Source organism: Mesorhizobium sp. WSM4871 (assembly GCF_055811295.1).
The window spans coordinates 405,682-425,916 of the sequence record NZ_JBVVPU010000002.1 but is presented as its reverse complement, the minus strand read 5'-3'; the positions used below and the strand labels follow the sequence as shown (position 1 = coordinate 425,916).

Here is a 20,235-nt window from a genome sequence, read left to right as displayed (position 1 = left end):
GACAGCGAAAATACTGAATCAATACTGTTGGCTGTGGATAAGCTGATCTTAATCGACCTGTGACAAAAATGCCGTTGGGGAAGGTTCTGGCAAGTGAGGCCAGACCGAGCGTTATTTGGAGCCTTCAGACCTGCCATCGCCGTGCCCGGGGCGCGAACTCGCGCCGGTGACGAAAGCGATTTCGCTGCAACAGAAAAATTCACCTTTCCGCCGTGACGGCAACACCTCGCGCCTTGCCGGCGAGACCGGATTTCCCTGATACTTCGTGCTCTGAGGGCGAGATCCAGTCGCTGGATGCCGTCGGCGACGCCCCTACGGGGCAAGCCGGTTCATGAGGCAACCCGTGCCCTTGATGGAACGAAGCGGCCGCGCCCGGCTGTGCCAAGCACGCGCCCGTCGTCGACGATGACCTCGCCGCGCGCGATGGTGGTGACCGGCCAACCCCGGATCCGCATGCCCTCATAGGGCGTGTGACCGGTATTGTCGTGCAGCATCTGCGTTGTGACGGTCGTTTCCCGGTCCTGGTCCCAGATCGCGAGATCGCCGTCGGCGCCGATGGCGATCGAACCCTTCTGCGGCGCGATGCCGTGCAGTTCGGCGGCATTCGTGGAGCTCAGCGCGATGAACTGGGCGAGGCTGATGCGGCCTTTGAGATACCCTTCGCTGAACAACAGCGGCTGCCGCAGCTCCAGTCCAGGCATGCCATTCGCAATCTGGTCGAAGCGCGATTGCGGACCGTGCTGCAGCTTGCCGCCTGGTCCCGTCAGCCGGTAGGGCGAATGATCGGAGGAATAAATGGTAAGGTTGCCCCGCGCCATGCCGGCCCACAGCGCCTCCTGGTCGGCGACGGTCCGCAGCGGCGGGCTGCACATGAATTTCGCGCCTTCGACAATTTCGCGATCGAGGTCGGCTTCTGTCAGAAGCAGATATTGCGGACAGGTCTCGGCATGGATCCTGACACCCCGGGAGCGTGCGCGTGTAACTTCTTCGAGGCCGACATGGCTGGAGACGTGGACGATCAGCACCTCGGCGCCGGTCAGTCCGGCAAAGCTGGCGATGCGGTGGATCGCCTCGCTTTCAACGATCGGCGGTCGCGCCTCGGCGTGGAAGCGGGGAGCGACAAGGCCCTTGCTCAAAAGGTCTTTTTTCAGCATCGCGATGATTGCGTCGTTTTCCGCATGCACCATGACCAGCGCGCCATACCGTGCCGCCACTTTGAAGATCGCCAGGGTCTCGGTGTCGCCGAGCCGGAAATCGTCATAGGTCGTGAAGATCTTGAGCGAGGCATAGCCGTTGCGGATGAGTTCGGGCAGGTCTTGTTCCAGCGTCCGGGCGGTCGCCGCCTGGATCGTCGGGTGAATGGCGTAATCGATCAGAGCTTGACCATCGGCTTTACGGCGGTAGGCGGCGACCGTTTCGGCCAGCGGATCCGAGGCGTGGGCCATGGCGAACGGCACGATCGTCGTCGTTCCGCCGCAGGCCGCCGACAGCGTGCCGCTGCGGAAATCGTCGGCGCACACCGCGCCATAGTTGGGCTGGTCCAGATGGCAATGCGCATCGACACCGCCGGGCAGCACAAGGCGTCCCTTGGCCTCGACCATCTGTGTGGCGTCCTCGATCCGCTCCGCAATCGCCTGGATGCATCCGTCACGAATGCCGATATCGGCCCGCCTGGTGGCGTCGCCTGACGCCACCAGGCCATCGCGCACGACGAGGTCGAATCGACCGGACAGGGTGATCATGGCGCCTCGCCCTCGGCTGGAAACAGCGGCAGCCAGTACCGGGCGATTTCGTTGCGGCGCATGAAGCCGGCCTCCGGCCTCGACAGAACCGCCTCGGTCACGCCCTCCAGTGCGGCGGCCCTGTTGGGCTGGCCGGTCCACCGCGCATGGACAGCTATCGTCATCATGCGCCCTCGAACAGCGAATATTCCGAACCTTCCCCGTGGCGGACCACGAGATCGACGGCGACCAGACGTCCGTCCGGCCAGGCGATTTGCGGCCGCCGGCCGTAACCGACGAAATCGCGGGGCGGGCCAAGGCGATGCTGAGAAGTCATTGCAATCTGCTCCTGGTGAACTGCCGATGCGAAAATAGGGAAGGTTCCACGGTGATTGTTTGGATTATTCGCTGGGATTCAAGGTTTTAACACAGCCAGAGCGAGGCGAACCGTATGCCAATCCGCAAAATTTTGCACGCACGAGTGGCCGCTAGAGCCGGATGATTTCAGGATCAACTCGACCTGAAATATCGGCCCTAAAATCAAAGAGATAGATCATGAATGCGCGGTCAGTCCGCCGCAGCGCCAACCGATTCCCGTTCGACCAGCGGGCATTCGAGCTTGGTGATGGGATAGCGGCCCCGGCCGGGCGGCGCGGGGATCTCGAGCTGTTCGATCGCCCATTGCCCCATCGCCATATGCGGCAGGATCGACGTCGTCAAAGGCGGGAACAGATGGCGGGCGATCTCCTCGTCGTCATAGCCGACGACCGAGATATCCCCGGGGATGTGCAGGCCGGCTTCTTTCAGCGCCTCATAGCAGCCGATGGCGGTGCGGTCGTTCTGGCAGAAGATGGCGGTCGGCCGGTCCTTCAGCGCGAGCAGCTTGACGGTCGCCGCATAGCCGGCACTTGCCGACCAGTCGCCTTCGACCACCAGTTCCGGATCGAACGGGATGTCGGCCGTCGCCAGCGCCCGGCGGTAGCCCTTCAGCCGGTCTTGCGCCGCCTGCATCCAGGGCTCGCCGGTGATGGTGGCGATGCGGCGGTGGCCATGGCCGATCAGATGCCGGGTCGAGTTTTGCCCGCCGGCGATCTCGCTCGGCACCACGGCGGGGAAGGCATAGTCCGACGTATAGCAGTTCAGCAGGATGACCGGGATGTCGAGGCCGTAGAGATAGTCGGGGGCCGATATCTCGCGAGTGAAGATGGTCATGTAAATCAGCGCCGAAATCCCCCGCCTGGTCAGCGCCGCGATGGCGCGCGGTTCCATGACGGCATCGCCCATCGTCTGCGCAACCAGCAATACGTTGCCGGCGTTCCATGAAGCCTGGCGCGCGCCCTCGATGGCGACCACCGCCTCGGGGCTGGTGGCAAGCTGGTCGACGGCGAAACCGATAACCCCATCCAGTCCTTCGAACGGCGCGACGGGGGCACGCAGGGCGGAAAAGGCGGGCGGCGCATAGCCGAGAGCCCGCGCGGCCTCGATCACCCGCTCGCGGGTCTGCTGCGACAGCCTGATGCCCGGCGTGTTGTTGAGAACGAAGGAGACCGTCGCCTGCGAGCAGCCGGCGGCCCTGGCGATGTCGGTCATGGTGACGCGGCCCTTCGGGTTTTTGCCCGCCGGCTTTCGGCGCCTGGTGGCTTCGAGGGCATCCGTCGGTTCGCTCATGGCAGCATGGTTCCCAGTCCCGGCCTGTTCTTGGCCACGCGCGGCGGCAAGATGGCCCGGCGTGACGCATTTATGGAAAATGGCAGTGCGCTGATCGTTATTAGCAGGTGGCGCTGACGGTGCGACGACCGCCACGCGGTAAACAAATCCGCGCGGTTTTCCCCGGTTTTGCTGCGCTGCAACAGCGCAGTCGATCGCCGATGCCCTCCTGCCCTATGATTCCGCTGCTCGCGCCTCCTCACGCCCGGCGGACGATTTCCAACTGCATAACTAATAGTTATTTACTAATAGCCGCAAGCGATCTAGTGTCAATCCGCCGTGTCCGTCTCGGGTCGAGCCGGACGCTGTGAAACCACCGTGCGACGTGCCGAAGCGGCCGGAAGAAGGCCGGGAAGGGACGCCGTACAATCACGAAAATGTCAGACAAATCGGACTATTTACGAACGTCGAATGTGTGTCTAGAGTTCGGTTTGCGGCTTGGGGTGGCGCCGTTCTTGCGCTGCCGCAACCCTTGAGGAGGAGGCGTCCAGGCCGCAATCGACAAATTTCAGATCAGAAATGACTGTGCCAAATGGGAGGTTGAACATGAAATCTGTAATGCGAACTGCATCCGTAGCCGCGGCGGCTCTGCTGCTCGGCCTGTCGGCGAGCGCAATCGCGCGCGCCCAGGACAAGCCGACGCTGGCCTTTGTCGTCAACGGCGCGTCCGACTTCTGGAAGGCGGCGGAAGCCGGCGTGAAGAAGGCGCAGGGCGAATTGCCCGACTATAATCTTGAGCTGAAATATCCCGAGCAGTCGTCGGTCGCCATCCAGCAACGGCTGATGGACGATCTGGTCACCGCGGGCGTCAAGGGGATCATGGTGTCGGCCGTCGATCCCAAGACCTCGACCGACGGGCTGAACAAGATCGCCTCGGAAACGGCGCTGTTCACCACCGACAGCGACGCCCCGCAGACCAAGCGCGTCGCCTATATCGGCTCGTCCAACGTCGATGCCGGCAAGCAGGCGGCCGAGATCGCCAAGAAGGCGATGCCCGATGGCGGCAAATGCCTCGGCTTCGTCGGCCTGCTTGGCGCCGACAATGCCAAGGAACGCATCCAGGGCATGAAGGACGGGCTCGCCGGCACCAAGATCGAACTGATCGACGTGCGCGGCGACGATATCGACCAGGCCCGCGCCAAGAAGAATGTCGAGGACGCGCTGGTCGCCAGCCCCGACGTGACCTGCATGGTCGGCTTCTATTCCTACAACACGCCGCGCATCTATGAAGCGCTGCGCGATGCCGGCAAGCTCGGCCAGATCACCGTCGTCGGCTTCGACGACGATCCGATCACGCTGGGCGGCGTCAAGGAAGGCACGGTGGCTGCCACCGTCGTGCAGCAGCCCTTCGAATGGGCCTATCAGGGCATGAAACTGATGGCCGCCTATCTCAAGGGCGACAAGTCGGGCATTCCGGCCGACGGGCTGATCATCATCCCGACCAAGATCATCGGCAAGGACGATGTCGACGCCTACGCCGCCGACCTGGCGAAGATGGCGGGCAAGTAAGACAAAGCAGTTGCGCCGGCTCACGGTCCGCCCTGAGCCGGCATTCGTATTGACGGGCCTCGCGAGGCCCGTCAGTCTGTGGCCAACCGGCTGCTGTCAGGCGTGATGAATTATTCCGACACATCCATCGTTGCATCGACGACCGCTCCGTTCCTGAGCCTGGAGGGCGTGCGCAAGACCTATCCGGGCGTGGTCGCGCTGGACGGGTTTTCGATGGAAGTCAGGCCAGGCGAGATCATCGGCCTGGTCGGCGAAAACGGCGCCGGCAAATCGACGCTGATGAAGATACTCGGTGGCGTGACCAGGCCGGACAGCGGCACCATCACGGTCGACGGCGTCGCGCATGACGGTCTCACCGTGGAAGGCAGCCTCGGTTCGGGCATTGCCTTCGTCCACCAGGAACTCAATCTGTTCGAAAACCTCGACGTCGCCGCCAATATCTTCTTCGGTCGCGAGCCATTGCGCGGCGGTCCGCTCAAGCTGGTGGATCGCGCCAGATTGCGCTCGCAGGTGGCGCCTTTGCTCAAACGCGTCGGCGCCAATTTCTCGGCCGACACGCCGGTATCGGCCCTGTCGCTTGCCCAACAACAGATGGTCGAGATCGCCAAGGCGCTGTCGATCAAGGCGCGGCTGGTCATCCTCGACGAGCCGACCTCTAGCCTGCCGCTTGCCGAGACCGACAAGCTGCTCGACGTCATCAAGGCGCTGAAGACCGAGGGCATCAGCGTCATCTTCATCTCGCACCGCCTGCACGAGGTCGAGCGGGTCGCCGACCGCGTCGTGGTGCTGAGGGACGGCATGTTGGCCGGTACCTTGCCGAAGAGCGCCATCAATCACGACCAGATGGTCAAGCTGATGATCGGGCGCATGCTGAAGGAGCGCGAGAAGGCCTCGGAAGCGGCGCGCGCGCCCGGCTCCGTCGCGCTGTCGGCCAAGGCGGTGCGCACCGGCGCCTATCCCGACCGGCCGGTCGATCTCGACGTCAGGCACGGCGAAATCCTCGGCCTGGCCGGCCTGGTCGGCTCCGGCCGCACCGAACTGGCGCGCGTTCTGTTCGGCATCGACGAGCGCTTCGGCGGCAGCGTTGAGCTGGACGGACAGGAATTGGCGCTGAAATCGGCCGCCGACGCCGTGGCCAACGGCATCTTCCTCGTCCCCGAGGATCGCAAGCTGACCGGTATCCTGCTCGACCTGTCGATCGCCCAGAACATCTCTCTGCCCAATCTGCCGGCGCATGCAAGACATCAGCTGGTCTCGGCCAGCGCCGAGGTCGCCACCGCCGAGAAGCAGAAGAACAATCTCGGCATCAAGGCGCCCTCTGTCGCGACGCGCACCGGCACGCTGTCGGGCGGCAACCAGCAGAAGGTTGTGCTCGCCAAATGGCTGGCGATGAACCCCAAGGTCATGATCCTCGACGAGCCGACGCGCGGCATCGACATCGGCGCCAAGGCCGAGATCTACGGGCTGATGCGGGCGCTGGCCGACGCCGGCGTCGCCGTGCTGATGATCTCCAGCGACATGGAGGAGGTGATCGGCGTCTCGGACCGCATCGCCGTCATGCATGAGGGCCAGATCTCGGGCATTCTCGACAAGGACGACTTCAGCCAGGAAAATGTGCTGCTGCTGGCCGTGGGCAAGAAGCCGAGATAGGTTTTTGGTTTGCCGCAGGTTCCGCAAAACCGCGGAACACTTTTGCGGAACCTGCTTAGGGGAGGGATAACGATGAGCAAAAAAGATCTCGGTCTGTTGATCCTGATCCTGGTGGTGGGAGCGGTGGTGGCGATCATCAACCCGCGCTTCCTCTTGCCGATCAACCTTGCCAACACCTCGAACCTGATCGGCCTGTTCGGCATACTGTCGATCGGCCAGGCCTTCGTCATCATCACTGGCGGCATCGAATTGTCGGTGGGATCGGTGGTCGCGCTGCTCGGCACGCTGTTCATCGACTTCATCGCCGTGCGCGAGATGGAGTGGCCGCTGGCCTTCGTGCTGATCATCGTGCTAGGCGCCATCATCGGCCTGGCGCATGGCTGGCTGATCACCCGGCTGAAATTGCAGCCTTTCGTCGTCACGCTGTGCGGCCTCTTGATCTATCGCGGCGTGGCGCGCTTCTACACCGGCGACGGCACCGCGGGTTTCGCCTTCGGCCAGAATTTCCCCGAACTGGAATTCCTCACTGCTGGTCGCAGCTATGGCGTGCCGAACTCCTTTATCGCGCTCATCGTCATCTCCATCGTCATGTGGGTGGTGCTGCATCGCTCGGTGTTCGGGCGCTATCTCTATGCCATCGGCAAGAACGAGGAGGCGGCGAAATATTCCGGCATCCGCACCGGCCGCGTCGTCATCGCGGCCTATGTCATCTGCGGCGTGCTGACGGCGCTGTCGGCGATCTATTTCGCCATGTACACGCGCTCGATCTCGCCGGCCAGCCATGGCCAGTTCTACGAACTCTACGCCATTGCCGCCGCCGTGCTCGGCGGCTTCTCGCTGCGCGGCGGCGAAGGCTCGCTGATCGGCGTCCTCCTCGGCACGGTGCTGCTGCAGGAGCTGCAGAACCTCGTCAATCTGCTCGGCATCCCCTCCTCGCTCAACTTCGCGGTGATGGGCGGGGTGATCCTGATCGGCGTGCTGGTCGACCAGCAATGGGGTGTATTCCGCGAGCGCCGCCTGATGCTCGACGCCACCCGCAAGGGCACGGCCGGAGCGCCGGCGGAGTAGCGGCTCACGTCGTCAATCCCTGGGTGCAGCGAGCCAAGCACCCTCCGTCGAGTTCCTTCGCACCCCCTCTGTCCTGCCGGACATCTCCCCCGCAAGGGGGGAGATCAGCAGCTTCCGCCTTGGCGCCTCGTCTTTGATGCTGGAGGTTTGCGAAAGCATTCGCGACATCCAATCTCCCCCTTGCGGGGGAGATGTCCGGCAGGACAGAGGGGGGTGCTGTCCCTCCAGCGTTCCGAAAGGTTCCGCACCGCAGGTCACGGCATGAATCCTATGGTCTCTGCGACGGAGCTTCGCCCTGGGATAGCGAAGGTTCCGTTCAAATAAGCCCTGACATGTCCGAGAACGCCATCGCCTTGCGCAGCACCTCGGCGAAACGCTCGCCTGCCGCTTCGCGTGGGCCGCCATTGTCGATCGAGGTGACACCGGGCCCGGACAGCGCGACATTGGCGCTGCGCGAAAGCCGCGCCAGCACTTCGCCGCGCGACTCGCGGCCGCGCATGGCCAGCCGCTCAGCCAGGATTTCCGGCGATGCGGTGATCTCGACGACCGCCAGATTGGCGTAGCGTTCGCGCAGCTTCGGGATGATCGCGCGGGACACGTTCGCCACAGCCACGCGCCCGTTGGCGACCGAACTGTCAACTTCCGCCGGGATACCATAGTGCAGGCCATGCGCTTCCCAGGAAATGGCGAAGGCGCCGTCGGCCTCGGCCTCGGCAAAGGCCGCGTCGGCCAGCGTGTCGTGCTCCTCGCTCGCGGCGTCGCTCGGCCGGGTGATGACCCGGCGCACGAACTCCAACCGGCTTTCCTCGGCAAACAGGGCGCGGGCATAGCCGATCACCGTGTCCTTGCCGGCGCCGCTCGGCCCGACGACAGCGACGAAGACGCCTTCGCGGATCGGAAACGCCTCAGCCGACAACTCGCGCTCGATCAACGCCGACACCATCATGCGACGCGCCGACCCTGCCGCCAGACGGTGCGCACGACAGGCACATGGTCATCGACGCGCACGCGCACCAGATCGGCGCGCCGGCCCTGCTCGATGACGCCGCGATCGGCAAGGCCGACCGCCTCGGCCGGGTTCTTCGACACCATCGCCACCGCCTGCGGCAGTGAGATGCCTTCGACCACATCGCCGAGGAAGAAGGCCGACTGGATCAGGCTGAAGGGAATGTAGTCGGACGACAATATGTCGAGCAGCCCGTCGCCGGCCAGCGTGCGGGCCGACACATTGCCCGAATGCGAGGCGCCGCGCATGACGTTCGGCGCCCCCATCAGCACACCGAGCCCGGCCTGCTTGGAGGCCCTTGCCGCTTCCTCGGTGGTCGGGAATTCGGCGACGCGGACGCCTTGCTCGACCGCCTCGTCGACATGGCCTGTCGTGGCGTCGTCATGGCTGGCCAGCACGATGCCGCGCTCATGGCAGGCGGCGGCGATGAAGACGCGGTTCGGGCCTGAATTCATCGCCGATTCCGCCATCCGCTTTTCGCAGAACTTCTGGAAGTCGCTATCCGTCAGCTTCAGCTTGCGCTGGTAATAATAGGCATAGGTGTCGAGATCGACGAACTGGCGCTGGCCCGGCGCATGGTCCATCAGCGATGCCAGCCTCACCCTGTCGTCGTGCTCGAAATTGGTGAAAGCCCTGAGGCAGTCCGGCGCCGAAACCTCGCAGCGCAGATGGATGAAATGGTCGGCTCTGAGCCGGTCCTGCGCGACGCTGTCCTCGATCGCGTCGGCCAGCTTGCGGATGTCGTCTGCGTTCAGGTCGGCATCCTCGTCCATGCCGACGCGCAGCGCGTCGAGCACCGTGGTGATGCCGGCGGTCGCCACCTGTGCGTCGTGGGCGAGCACGGCGGCGATGGGGTTCCAGCGCACCTTCGGCCGCGGCGCGTAATGGCCTTCGAGATGGTCGGTGTGCAGTTCGACCAGCCCTGGGATGATGTAGTCGCCACCCATGTCCTCGCCCGAACGGGCGGCGCCCGGATCGATGGCGGCGATCAGGCCGTCGCGCAGCACCAGCGAGCCTTCGACGATCTCGTCGGCAAGCACGATGCGGGCGTTGGTAAGAACGGTCTCGGCGGTCATTTCAGGCAGTCCTATCTCAAGCAGTTTTTCTGGCCGGGCGACGCCCGAGCGCATGATGGGATAGCACCATGAACGGGGCGCCGGGTTCGGTTTCGACAAACAGCGTCAACGCGTCCACCGGCACCGGCCGCAGCAGGACCTCGGCAAACAGGCTCTCGATTGCTGCACGAAGACGAAGGCTTTCCTGTGGCCCGGCGCGGCCGGACAGCGTCATGTGGAAACGAAAAGTCTCGAAGACGTAAGGGTAGCCCCACTGGCAGAGGTTGCGGAACTCGTCCGGCTTCAGCGAATCGGGGCTGCGCCGTTCGATTTCGGCCTCGGTCAGCGGCGCGCGGAAGCGGTCGAAGGCGAGTACGACATCGCCGGCGAAGCGATTGAGCGCCGGCAGCGGCGCCTCGGGCACCAGCGCGAAGAAGCCGTCAATCTGGCTGACGACAAGGCGCGGGATCATCACCACGGGCGTCGCTTCGGCAAAGCTGTCGAGTGCGGCGCGCAGCGAGGCTTCCGTCTCGCTCGCAGCCAGCCGGAAAGGCGCCTTCAGCGTCGCGTGAAAACCGTAGCGGCGTGCCGAAGCGGTGTGAAAGGCGACTTCCGCCGCCGACAAATCACCCACCGCCTCGACCGGCCGGGTCGCGGCGCCGAACGGGTCACGGCCGAGCCAGTTGGCGGCGATCCGCGCCAGCGGCTCGTCCTGCCTGGGGGTGAAATAGATCGCGTAGCGCATCGAAAATCCTCGTCAGTACCGCTGCCATAGGCGATTTGCATGACGAATTGACGAAGCTTTGCGGCATTTTCGATGGCAAACCGGCCGGGTCGGATCATTAGCCGACGTTTTTTTCGTTCTGGACCAATCAATGCAGCCGTGGGAACGATCGATCAGGCCTTCATCAGCCATTCGTGCTCCGGCGCGTTGTGGAATTTCCACGTCCGCTTCGGCCCGGCCATGACGTTGAGATAATAAAGGTCATAACCGTGGCAGGCGGCACATGGATGGTAGCCCTCGGGCACCAGCACGACATCACCATCCTCGATCGCCATCGCCTCGTCCAGCGCACGGGCGCCGTTCCCGTCGGCATCGGTATAGACGCGCTGGAAGGCAAAGCCCTGCGGCGGGTTGAGCCGATGGTAGTAGGTCTCCTCGAGATAGGATTCATCAGGCAGATTGTCCCGGTCGTGCTTGTGCGGCGGATAGCTCGACGTATGGCCGCCCGGGGTAATGACTTCGACCACCAGCAGCGAGTCGGCCGGCCTGCCCTCCGGCAGGATGTTGGTGACGTAGCGCGTGTTGGTGCCCTTGCCGCGCACCTCCTGGCCGAGATCGTCCGGCGCGATGACACGGACCGGCAGGCCGCCGCCAAGTCCGGGCGCCGAGCAGACGGCGAGTTCGAGATCGGTATCGGCGGTAACCGACCAGTCGGAATCCTGGGGAATGTAGACGGACCAGGGCTTGCTCTCGAAAGGCGACATGCGTTCACCCAGCAGGCCGAGATCCTTGCCGCCGGCCATCGCCTTGCCCTTGCCGGTGACGAACACCAGGCAGACCTCGCGGTCGATGGTTTGCCCGGACGCCGTCTCGCCGGGCTTCAGCCGGTGCAGGTCGAAGCCGACATAGGTCCAGCCGGCGCTTCTGGGCGTGACATGGGCGACGCGGCCATGGCCCTTGTTGGCCTTTACCAGCAGTTTCGACATCGGGTCATTCCTTCGGTTCGGCTTCAGCCGATGCCTCAGGCTCGGCGCCAGCCGATGGCCTGCTCTCGTCCGCCGGCTTGTAAAGATAGAAGAACTGCCAGACGGCGTAGCCGGCGAAGCCGAGCGCAATCATGCCCCAGAACGGCGTGCCGGAGGCGAATTCGATCACCGCCCACACCAGGCAGACCGCGACGATGGCGACACGCCGCCAGAGCGGCCGGAAGAATGGGTGTTCTGAATCCTTCATCGGACCAACCTATAGCAAGCCTGCTTCACCGGAAACCACCGCAATCAGGCATTGGGGAAGCCCTGTGTTTCAACTGTGTAGCCTGCGGCCGTCATCACCCGCATCAGCTCCTTGTAGCCGACTTCAGCCATCCTGAGCGGCGGGTTCTTCTTCGGGTCCTGCTCGGCCTCGACCACGAACCAGCCTTCGTAGCCATGATCCGCCAGCCTTTGCACGATGGCGCCGAAATCGAGCGAGCCGTCGCCCGGCACGGTGAAGGCGCCCAGCGCGACCGCATCGAGGAAGGATTGCCTGGTACGGTCGAGCCTGTCGATCACACCCATTCGCACATCCTTGACATGGACATGATTGATGCGCCGGTGGTGATTGTCGATGGCGCGCAGCACATCGCCACCGGCAAAGGCCAGATGGCCGGCATCGAGCAGCAGCGGAATGCCTTCGCCCGAATGGCGCATGAAGGCATCGAGCTCCGGCTCGGTCTCGACCACCGCCGCCATGTGATGGTGGTAGGAGAGCGGCATGCCTTGCTCGGCGCACCACTCGCCGAATTCGGTCAGGCGCCGGGCATAGGCCTTCATCTCGTCGCCGGAAAGTTTTGGCTTGGTGGCGAGCGGCTTCGAACGGTCGCCCTGGATCGAGCGGCCGACCTCGCCATAGACGATGCAAGGCGCGTTCACCGCCTTGAACAGATCGATCATCGGCTGGATGCGATCCTTGTTACCTGCCATTTCCTCATCGACCAGCGTGCCGGAGAACCAGCCGCCGCAGAGCGTCACGTCGGCCTCCTTCAGGATAGGCAGCATGATCTTGGGGTCGTTGGGGAAGCGGCGGCCCATCTCCATGCCGGTGAAGCCCGCCGAGCGCGACTGGCGCAGACATTCCTCCAGCGAGACATCATCGCTCAGTTCCGCAAGGTCGTCGTTCCACCACGCGATGGGGGACATGCCCAGTTTGGCTTTCAAGTCGTCACTCCACTGTCAGATCGTTGCCAGGCGAAGCCGGATTCAGCCCTGCCGGCTGCCCACAGCTTCCTCATATTTCTTGCGCGCGGCGTTGACCTGCGGCCGCACTGAGACTTCCGGCACGGCGACATCCCACCAATGGCCGCCGGCATCGGTCGACACCAGCGGGTCGGTGTCGATGACCAGCACCGTCGTCCTGTTGTTGCCTTTCGCCTTTGCCAGCGCCGTCTCCAGCCCGGCGATCGACGGCACTTTCTCGGCAACCGCGCCAAGGCTTGCCGCATGCGCGGCAAAGTCGATGTCGGGCATCACCTCGTGGCGGGCGTCCTTCAGGAGATTGTTGAAATTGGCGCCGCCGGTCGCCATCTGCAGCCGGTTGATGCAGCCATAACCCCTGTTGTCGAGCAGCACGATGGTGAGCTTGAGGCCGAGCATCACCGATGTGGCGATTTCGGAATTCATCATCAGATAGGAGCCATCGCCGATCATGACGACGACCTCCTGGTCGGGCTTCGCCATCTTGGCGCCGAGCCCGCCGGCTATTTCATAGCCCATGGTCGAGAAGCCGTATTCGCCGTGGTACGAACCGGGCGCCCCCGCCTGCCAGAGCTTGTGCAGTTCGCCCGGCAGCCCGCCCGACGCATTCAGCAAGATCACGCCGGAACCCATGGCGCGCTGGACGGCGCCGATCACCTGCGCGTCCGAGGGATAGGCGGCATTGGTCGAGGCTGTCACCTTGGCGGCCTCGGCCTGCCATGCCGTCTTGCCCTTCATCGCATTGTCGGTCCAGGCGGCGGGCGCCTTCCAGCCTTTCAGCGCCGCGCCGAGTTCGGCGAGCCCTTCGGCCGCGTCGGCGACCAGCGGCAGCGCCCAGTGCTTGCCGGCGTCGAAGACCTGGGCGTTGAGACCGATGATGGTCTTGCCGGAAGTCTTGAACAGCGCCCAGGAACCGGTGGTGAAATCCTGCAGCCTGGTGCCGACGGCAAGCACCACGTCGGCCTCTTCCGCCAGCCGGTTGGCTGCCGAGGTGCCGGTGACGCCGACCGCCGCCATGTTGAGCGGATGATCGTCCGGCAGCGAGGATTTGCCGCCTTGCGTCTCGCAGACCGGAATGCCGGCGCCCTGCACGAGCTTGGCCAGTTCTCCGGAAGCCTGCGAATAGAGCACGCCGCCGCCGGCGATCACCAGCGGCTTCTTGGCACCCTTCAGCGCCGTCACCGCGGCGGCCAATTCGCCACGGTCCGGGCGCGGCCGGCGCTGATGCCAGACCCGTTCGGCAAAGAAGCTTTCAGGATAGTCATAGGCCTCGGCCTGCACGTCCTGGCAAAGCGACAGCGTCACCGGGCCGCATTCGGCCGGGTCGGTCAGCACCTGCATGGCGCGATTGAGCGCAGGGATGATCTGCTCCGGCCTGGTGATGCGGTCGAAATAGCGCGACACCGGCCTGAAGCAGTCATTGACCGTCGCCGTGCCGTCGGAAAAATCCTCGGCCTGCTGCAGCACGGGATCGGGCAAGCGGTTGGCGAAGACGTCGCCGGGCAGAAACAGGACGGGCAACCTGTTTACATGCGCAAGCGCCGCCGCCGTCACCATATTGAGCGCGCCGGGGCCGATCGAACTGGTCGCCGCCATGAAGCGGCGGCGGAAATTGGCCTTGGCATAGGCGATCGCGGCATGCGCCATCGCCTGCTCGTTATGGGCGCGGAAGGTGGGCAGTTCGTCGCGCACCTGGTACAGCGCCTCGCCGACGCCGGCGACATTGCCATGGCCGAAGATCGCCCAGACACCGCCGAAGATCGGCATCCTCTTGCCGTCGATCTCGGTCATCTGGCGGGACAGGAAACGCGTCAGCGCCTGCGCCATCGTCAGGCGGGCCATCTTCGGGCGGATCGTCTTGGTCATGCTGTTTTCCTCCGCAGTCCTCTTGCCGCGCCTTCTTATGCTGCTTTGCGGCCACGCGCGGCAAGCCATGCGTCGGTCAGTTTCTCGAAGCGCGACGCCATGTCGGCGATAGCCTCGTCGTCCGACATCCTGCCGGCGAGCCATTGTTCGGCGGCATTGATGAAAATGGTGCGGCCAACGGCAAAGCCCCTGACGATGGGCGCCTTGGCGGTGGCGGCAAAGGCCGCTTCCAGCTCGTCCTGCGGCGCCTCCAGCCCGAGCAGCACGACGCCGCGGCACCATTGGTCGTGCTTCAGGATTACCGCCTCGATTCTGGCCCAGGCGTTTGCCGAGGCCTGCGGTTCGAGCTTCCACCAGTCGGGCTTGATGCCGAGCCCATAGAGTTCCTCCAGCGCGCGCGGAATCGTCTTGTCGTCGAGCTTGCCATGCTTGCCGGCGATGATCTCGATGAGAAGTTCTCTACCCACTTTCCGCGCGGCCTCGAACAGACTCCTGAGCTTCTGTTGCTGCTCCTCCTTCAGCGCTGGCGGATCGTCGGGATGATAGAAGCACAGGCATTTGATGCAATGGTCGACCGGCCATTCGACCAGTTGTGAGCCGATGTCCTGCGAGAATTCGAAGCGCAGCGGCCGCGACCCCGGCAGTTCTACCGGCCGGCCGAGCCAGGCAAAGGAATGGCGGGCGAACTCGAACATCGCGTCGCGGCCATATTTCTCGTCGAGCAGCATGCCGTAGCCGGCGCGGCCGGCGGCGACCTTTGCCGCTGCCTTGACCGTCAGCACCTTGAAGGCGGGGATGCGCGAGGCATCGGCGCCGGCTTTGGCGGCGACGTCCTCGAGCTGCACGCGATGGTCGCAGGCCAGCGCCATCAACGCGGGGATGTCGCGCCGGCGCGTCGTCGCCCAGTGGATGTGGTTGATCGCCTCGTCCTTGCGCAGCGCCAGATGCTTGCTGCCGTTCTTGAGGAAGAACTGCAATTCCTCGAAGGTCGGATATTCCGGCGCGCAGAGCAGCCGCGATACGGCGAAGGCGCCGCAGGCATTGGCCCAGGTCGCCGCCGTGGCAAGGCTTTCGCCGCCGAGCCAGCCGCGCAGGAAGCCTGACATGAAGGCATCGCCGGCGCCGAGCACATTGTAGACCTCAATCGGGAAACCCTTGCCGACGACGCCGTCCTCGAGATCGTCGCTGATCGGCCCGTCATAGGCGATGCAGCCCATGGCGCCGCGCTTCAGCACGATGGTCGCCGAGGACAGTGAGCGGATGGTCTTCAGCGCGCTCAGGCAATCGTCGGCGCCCGACGCGATCATGATCTCCTCTTCGGTGCCGACGATGAGGTCGCAGTCGGGCAGCACCGTCTTCAACTGGGCCGAGACCCGGTCCGATTTGACATAGCGCTCGAACCCTTCGGCATGGCCGGCGAGTCCCCAGAGGTTGGGGCGGTAGTCGATGTCGAACACCACCTTGCCACCCCTGGCCTTCATGATGCGGATGGCCTTGCGCTGCGCGGCATCGCTGTTGGGACGGGAGAAGTGTGTGCCGGTGACGACAATGGCGCGCGCCGAGGCGATGAACGCCTCGTCGATATCGTCCTCCGAAAGCGCCATATCGGCGCAGTCGGTGCGATAGAAGATCATCGGCGAGACGCCTTCCTCCTCGACCGACAACAGCACCAGTGCGGTCAGCCGGTCGGGATCTGTCTTCAGGCCGTCGACGGATACACCTTCGCGTTTCAGCTGCTCGCGGATGAAGCGGCCCATCTGCTCGTCGCCGACGCGGGTGAGCAGCGCCGAGCGCAGGCCGAGCCGCGCGGTGCCGACCGAAATGTTGGCCGGACAGCCGCCGACCGATTTGGCGAAGGAGGTGATATCCTCCAGGCGCGAGCCGATCTGCTGGCCATAGAGGTCGACCGAGGCGCGACCGATGGTGATGATGTCGAGCGGCGCATGTTTCGCGTCCACGGCTTCGCCCATTCGAACCTCCCATCGGCCTTGTTGTCTTGGCAACACGTTGTTTTGGGTAACACGCGCGAGCGGCAGCGTGGCGCCGGCAATATGAAATAATAATTCCAATCCATAGTCAATATGGAACGAGCATTCCTTTGCCGAAAAGTGCTGACGCGATGGCCGCTAAGCCTTGCGCTTGCGCCCGGCATCGCGCCGCTTCTCGCCGACGGCAACGGTCAGCGCCATGGCCAGCGCCATCGTCGCCGACAGCGAGCGAAAGCCGCCGAAATCGGCCTCGGCGACCTCGAACCACACCTTGGCGAATTGGGCGAGCGGCGAGAACGAGCTGTCGGTGATGGCCACGATCGGCACGCCCTGGTCCGAGATGGTGCGCGTTTCCTCGATGGTCGCCGGCGCATAGGGTGAAAAACTGATGGCGATGACGGCATCCGCGGGCGTCGCAAAGCCGATCATCTCGGCGTTCAGGCCAGCGGCCGACTCGATCAACTGGTTGCGGATCTTGAGCTTGCCAAGTGCATAGGCGATGTAGGAGGCGACCGGATAGGAGCGGCGCTTGGCCAGCACATAGATGGTCTCGGCCTTTGCCAGAAGGGCGATCGCCTCTTCGAAATGCTCTTCGTTCAGCGTGCGCGAAATGTCGCTGAGCGAGGTGCTGGCGGCGGCGACGAAACCGTCGAAGATCGCCCGGTGGCCGGCGCCTTCCTCGGCCTTGGCGCGCAGTGCCGCAAGTCTTTCGTCATAGGAGGAATTGCGTTCGCGCAGGCGCTCGCGAAACACCTGCTGCAGGCTGGTAAAGCCGTCAAAGCCAAGCTGCTGGGCAAAGCGGATCAGCGTCGAGGGCTGGACACCCGCCGAAGCGGCGATGCTGGCGGCGGTGCCGAAGGCAATGTCATCAGGGTTATCGAGCGCATAGGCGGCGATCTGCGCGATACGCTTGGGCAGGCTCTGGCGCCGCTCCAGGATTGTCGCGCGCAGCGTTTCGAAATCGCGGGGCACCCGTTCGTCCATCGTCGCTCCGCCCAAGGCCATGTCGGTATTCCCTCTCCTGCCTCATCATAGCGGGCTTGTGCAAGAAGACCATAAAAAATGAGCCACACGTTCCATTTGCGAGGAAAATGGATTAATTCATCCACATCAGTTTTTCCTTTGCATTTGGAGATGACGGAAATGGTCGGAGTGGGCCTCATCGGCACGGGCTTCATGGGCAAGTGCCATGCCATCGCCTGGAACGCCGTCGGCGCCGTCTTTCCCGACGTGGCCAAGCCGCGGCTGGTCCATCTCGGCGAGATCAATGACGAGCTTGCCAAACGCAAGGCGGGCGAATTCGGCTTCGCCAGGGGTTCCGGCGACTGGCGCGCCGTCGTCAACGACCCCGAGGTCGACATCGTCTCGTTGACCACGCCAAACCAGTTTCATCCGGAAATGGCCATCGCCATCCTCGAAGCCGGCAAGCATCTATGGTGCGAAAAACCGATGGCGCCGGGCTTCGCCGAAGCGCAAGCCATGGCGGCGGCAGCGAAAAAGTCCGGCAAGGTGGCAGCGCTCGGCTACAACTACATCCAGAACCCGGCCATCCGCCATATCGGCGCGCTGCTCGACGAGAAGATCATCGGCGAGGTCAACCTTCTGCGCATCGAGATGGACGAGGATTTCATGGCCGATCCGGAGGCGCTGTTCTTTTGGAAGCATGAGGCTGCGTCCGGCTACGGTGCGCTCGATGATTTCGCCGTGCATCCGCTGTCGCTGGTCTCGGTGCTGTTCGGTCATGTCGCACGCGTCATGTGCGACATGACCAAGCCCTATGCCGACCGCAAACTCGCTTCCGGCGGACGTCGCGCGGTCGAGACCTACGACATCGCCAGCGTGCTCATGCATCTCGAAAACGGCGTCGCCGGCACGCTTTTGGTCAACCGTTCGGCCTGGGGCCGCAAGGGCCGGATCGCCATCCAGATATTCGGCTCGAAGGGCTCGATCCTCTACGACCAGGAGCGAATGAACGAATTCCAGCTCTATCTCACATCGGACCGCCCGACCGAGCAGGGCTACCGCACCATCCTCGTGGCGCCGCACCACAAGCCTTACGACGCCTTCGTGCCGGCGCCCGGCCACGGCCTCGGCTTCAACGACCTCAAGATGATCGAATGCCGGGAACTCCTGACCAGGCTGGCCGGCAAGCCGGCGCGCATCATCGATTTCGACGAGGGCCTGGAGATCGAGCGCACCGTGCATGCGATGGCGCGCTCGTTCGAGGAAAAGCGCTGGGTGGATGTGCGGTAATCTTCCGCGTCAGGCCGCTCCCGGACGCCCGGCGATCATGGCGCGGCGCGCCGACCGACGCCGTTCGACCGCCTCGGCAAAGCCATGCAGCACTGTCTCGGTTGTAGCCCAGTCGATGCAGCCGTCGGTGATGCTCTGGCCGTAGACGAGCGGCTTGCCCGATACAACATCCTGGCGGCCGGCGACGAGATTGCTCTCGATCATGACGCCGATGATGCGCTCGTCGCCCGCCGCCACCTGGCCGGCCACGTCGGCGACCACTTTCGGCTGGTTCTCCGGCTTTTTCGAGCTGTTGGCGTGGCTGACATCGACCATCAGCCGCTGCGCGACACCGGTTCGCCCGAGCTCCGCGCTCGCCGCCGCGATGCTCGCCGCGTCATAATTGGGCTGGATACCACCGCGCAGGATGACGTGGCAGTCCTCGTTGCCGGTGGTTGTCGCAATGGCGCTGCGCCCGCCCTTCGTCACCGCCATGAAATGATGCGGCTGGGCGGCGGATTTCACCGCCTCGGCGGCGATCCGCACATTGCCGTCTGTGCCGTTCTTGAAGCCGACCGGGCAGGACAGGCCGGAGGCGAGTTCGCGATGGATCTGGCTCTCGGTCGTGCGCGCGCCGATGGCGCCCCAGGCGACGAGGTCGGCGATGTATTGCGGCGTCGCCATGTCGAGGAATTCGGTCGCCGCCGGCAGGCCGAGATTGTTGACCGCCGAGAGCACGTTGCGCGCCATCCGCAATCCCTTGTCGATGTTGAAGCTGCCGTCGAGGTCGGGATCGTTGATCAGGCCCTTCCAGCCGACCGTCGTGCGCGGCTTCTCGAAATAGACGCGCATCACGATCTCCAGCCGGTCGGCCAAGGCCTCGCGCAGCGCCGCCAGACGGCTGGCATAGTCCACGGCGGCGACCGGATCGTGAATGGAACAAGGGCCGACGATGACAACAAGTCGATCATCGGCGCCGGTCAGGATGGAATGGATGGCGTTGCGTGAGGCGGCAACGGTGCGCGTCGCCGTCAGCGTGCGCGGTATCTCCCGCATCACCTGGTCCGGCGTACTCAGTTCTCGGATTTCCCTGACCCGAAGATCGTCTGTGGTGGTCAACACGGCTTTCTGCTCCTGATTGGGAGACCTGCCGGCTGAAACAAAAAAGCCGCCAGGTCTGGCGGCTGTTCGGATTTTGATGCTGCAATCTTCAGATCGAGCGCAATCCTCCCGCCGCCAGCGAGCTCCTAAAGTACCAATACGTGGCGGTCAGGTTGATCATGAGGGGTGATATAGTCGAAGCCGAGGCGCTTGTCACGTGTCTGATGAGGAGGAGGTCTGCTCCAGCCTATTCGCGATTGGCTGAAGCCTCCCGAACTTCGTCATCCTAGGGCGAAGCAGGAGCGAAGCTCCGTCGCGGAGACCCTAGGATCCATTCCGTGACCCTAGCCGAAGAGCGCAGCGGAGCAGAATTCTGC

At 64.1% G+C, this 20,235-nt stretch carries 18 protein-coding genes; 4 read left to right on the top strand and 14 right to left on the bottom strand.

The window, feature by feature from the left end:
* Nucleotides 1-329: 329 nt before the first annotated feature.
* From hydA to AC0L2H_RS05400, 4 genes are all read right to left on the bottom strand, one after another.
* Nucleotides 330-1,742, bottom strand: coding sequence for a dihydropyrimidinase (hydA, locus tag AC0L2H_RS05415; protein ID WP_473589235.1), 1,413 nt, complete (start codon nt 1,740-1,742; stop codon nt 330-332).
* Nucleotides 1,739-1,909 carry a hypothetical protein gene (locus tag AC0L2H_RS05410; RefSeq protein WP_473589234.1) on the bottom strand — a complete coding sequence of 57 codons (171 nt, stop codon included), beginning with the start codon at nt 1,907-1,909 and terminating at the stop codon, nt 1,739-1,741. Before AC0L2H_RS05410 ends, hydA begins: the two co-directional genes overlap by 4 nt.
* Nucleotides 1,906-2,058: a hypothetical protein gene (locus AC0L2H_RS05405; protein WP_473589233.1), complete on the bottom strand. Its 153-nt coding sequence runs from the start codon at nt 2,056-2,058 to the stop codon at nt 1,906-1,908. The genes AC0L2H_RS05410 and AC0L2H_RS05405 overlap by 4 nt, the downstream gene beginning before the upstream one ends.
* 230 nt (nt 2,059-2,288) lie before the next feature.
* Complete coding sequence (locus tag AC0L2H_RS05400) at nt 2,289-3,389, bottom strand: LacI family DNA-binding transcriptional regulator (protein WP_473589232.1); 1,101 nt, start codon at nt 3,387-3,389, stop codon at nt 2,289-2,291.
* Nucleotides 3,390-3,974: 585 nt separating this feature from the next.
* Between AC0L2H_RS05400 and AC0L2H_RS05395 the strand changes: the two genes are divergently transcribed.
* The 3 genes from AC0L2H_RS05395 to AC0L2H_RS05385 all read left to right on the top strand — a co-directional run bounded on the left by AC0L2H_RS05395 (nt 3,975) and on the right by AC0L2H_RS05385 (nt 7,655).
* A complete protein-coding gene (locus tag AC0L2H_RS05395) occupies nt 3,975-4,937 on the top strand; it encodes a sugar-binding protein (protein ID WP_473589231.1) in 963 nt (320 codons plus the stop codon).
* A 105-nt stretch (nt 4,938-5,042) separates the two neighbouring features.
* A complete protein-coding gene (locus AC0L2H_RS05390) occupies nt 5,043-6,587 on the top strand; it encodes a sugar ABC transporter ATP-binding protein (protein WP_473589470.1) in 1,545 nt (514 codons plus the stop codon).
* Between the two features lie 72 nt (nt 6,588-6,659).
* Nucleotides 6,660-7,655 (top strand): ABC transporter permease, encoded by a 996-nt coding sequence (locus tag AC0L2H_RS05385; protein WP_473589230.1) that lies wholly within the window; start codon nt 6,660-6,662, stop codon nt 7,653-7,655.
* A gap of 316 nt (nt 7,656-7,971) precedes the next feature.
* On the opposite strand, the gene phnN is transcribed toward AC0L2H_RS05385, so the two are convergent.
* The 9 genes from phnN to AC0L2H_RS05340 form a co-directional block, all read right to left on the bottom strand.
* On the bottom strand, nt 7,972-8,601 hold the full coding sequence (gene phnN / locus AC0L2H_RS05380; RefSeq protein WP_473589229.1) for a phosphonate metabolism protein/1,5-bisphosphokinase (PRPP-forming) PhnN: 630 nt from the start codon (nt 8,599-8,601) through the stop codon (nt 7,972-7,974).
* Complete coding sequence (locus AC0L2H_RS05375; RefSeq protein ID WP_473589228.1) at nt 8,598-9,737, bottom strand: alpha-D-ribose 1-methylphosphonate 5-triphosphate diphosphatase; 1,140 nt, start codon at nt 9,735-9,737, stop codon at nt 8,598-8,600. The genes phnN and AC0L2H_RS05375 overlap by 4 nt, the downstream gene beginning before the upstream one ends.
* A gap of 16 nt (nt 9,738-9,753) precedes the next feature.
* Nucleotides 9,754-10,461: a DUF1045 domain-containing protein gene (locus tag AC0L2H_RS05370; RefSeq protein WP_473589227.1), complete on the bottom strand. Its 708-nt coding sequence runs from the start codon at nt 10,459-10,461 to the stop codon at nt 9,754-9,756.
* A gap of 152 nt (nt 10,462-10,613) precedes the next feature.
* Entirely contained in the window at nt 10,614-11,426 is an 813-nt protein-coding gene (gene iolB / locus AC0L2H_RS05365) for a 5-deoxy-glucuronate isomerase (RefSeq protein WP_473589226.1), read from the bottom strand.
* A 4-nt stretch (nt 11,427-11,430) separates the two neighbouring features.
* Nucleotides 11,431-11,673, bottom strand: coding sequence for a DUF3329 domain-containing protein (locus AC0L2H_RS05360; protein ID WP_107649002.1), 243 nt, complete (start codon nt 11,671-11,673; stop codon nt 11,431-11,433).
* A 44-nt stretch (nt 11,674-11,717) separates the two neighbouring features.
* Entirely contained in the window at nt 11,718-12,635 is a 918-nt protein-coding gene (iolE, locus tag AC0L2H_RS05355; protein ID WP_473589225.1) for a myo-inosose-2 dehydratase, read from the bottom strand.
* A gap of 42 nt (nt 12,636-12,677) precedes the next feature.
* A complete protein-coding gene (iolD, locus tag AC0L2H_RS05350; RefSeq protein ID WP_473589224.1) occupies nt 12,678-14,537 on the bottom strand; it encodes a 3D-(3,5/4)-trihydroxycyclohexane-1,2-dione acylhydrolase (decyclizing) in 1,860 nt (619 codons plus the stop codon).
* Between the two features lie 35 nt (nt 14,538-14,572).
* Nucleotides 14,573-16,507, bottom strand: a complete 1,935-nt coding sequence (locus tag AC0L2H_RS05345; RefSeq protein WP_473589223.1) for a bifunctional 5-dehydro-2-deoxygluconokinase/5-dehydro-2-deoxyphosphogluconate aldolase — start codon at nt 16,505-16,507, stop codon at nt 14,573-14,575.
* 156 nt (nt 16,508-16,663) lie between these two features.
* A complete protein-coding gene (locus AC0L2H_RS05340; protein WP_473589469.1) occupies nt 16,664-17,509 on the bottom strand; it encodes a MurR/RpiR family transcriptional regulator in 846 nt (281 codons plus the stop codon).
* 159 nt (nt 17,510-17,668) lie between these two features.
* Here AC0L2H_RS05340 and AC0L2H_RS05335 point away from each other — a divergent pair, with 159 nt between their 5' ends.
* Nucleotides 17,669-18,778, top strand: coding sequence for a Gfo/Idh/MocA family protein (locus AC0L2H_RS05335; protein ID WP_473589222.1), 1,110 nt, complete (start codon nt 17,669-17,671; stop codon nt 18,776-18,778).
* A gap of 9 nt (nt 18,779-18,787) precedes the next feature.
* Here the strand turns inward: AC0L2H_RS05335 and AC0L2H_RS05330 are convergent, their stop codons facing one another.
* The gene (locus AC0L2H_RS05330; RefSeq protein WP_473589221.1) at nt 18,788-19,879 is read right to left on the bottom strand and encodes a 3-deoxy-7-phosphoheptulonate synthase; all 1,092 of its coding nucleotides are present in this window, start codon (nt 19,877-19,879) and stop codon (nt 18,788-18,790) included.
* Between the last annotated feature and the right edge of the window lie 356 nt (nt 19,880-20,235).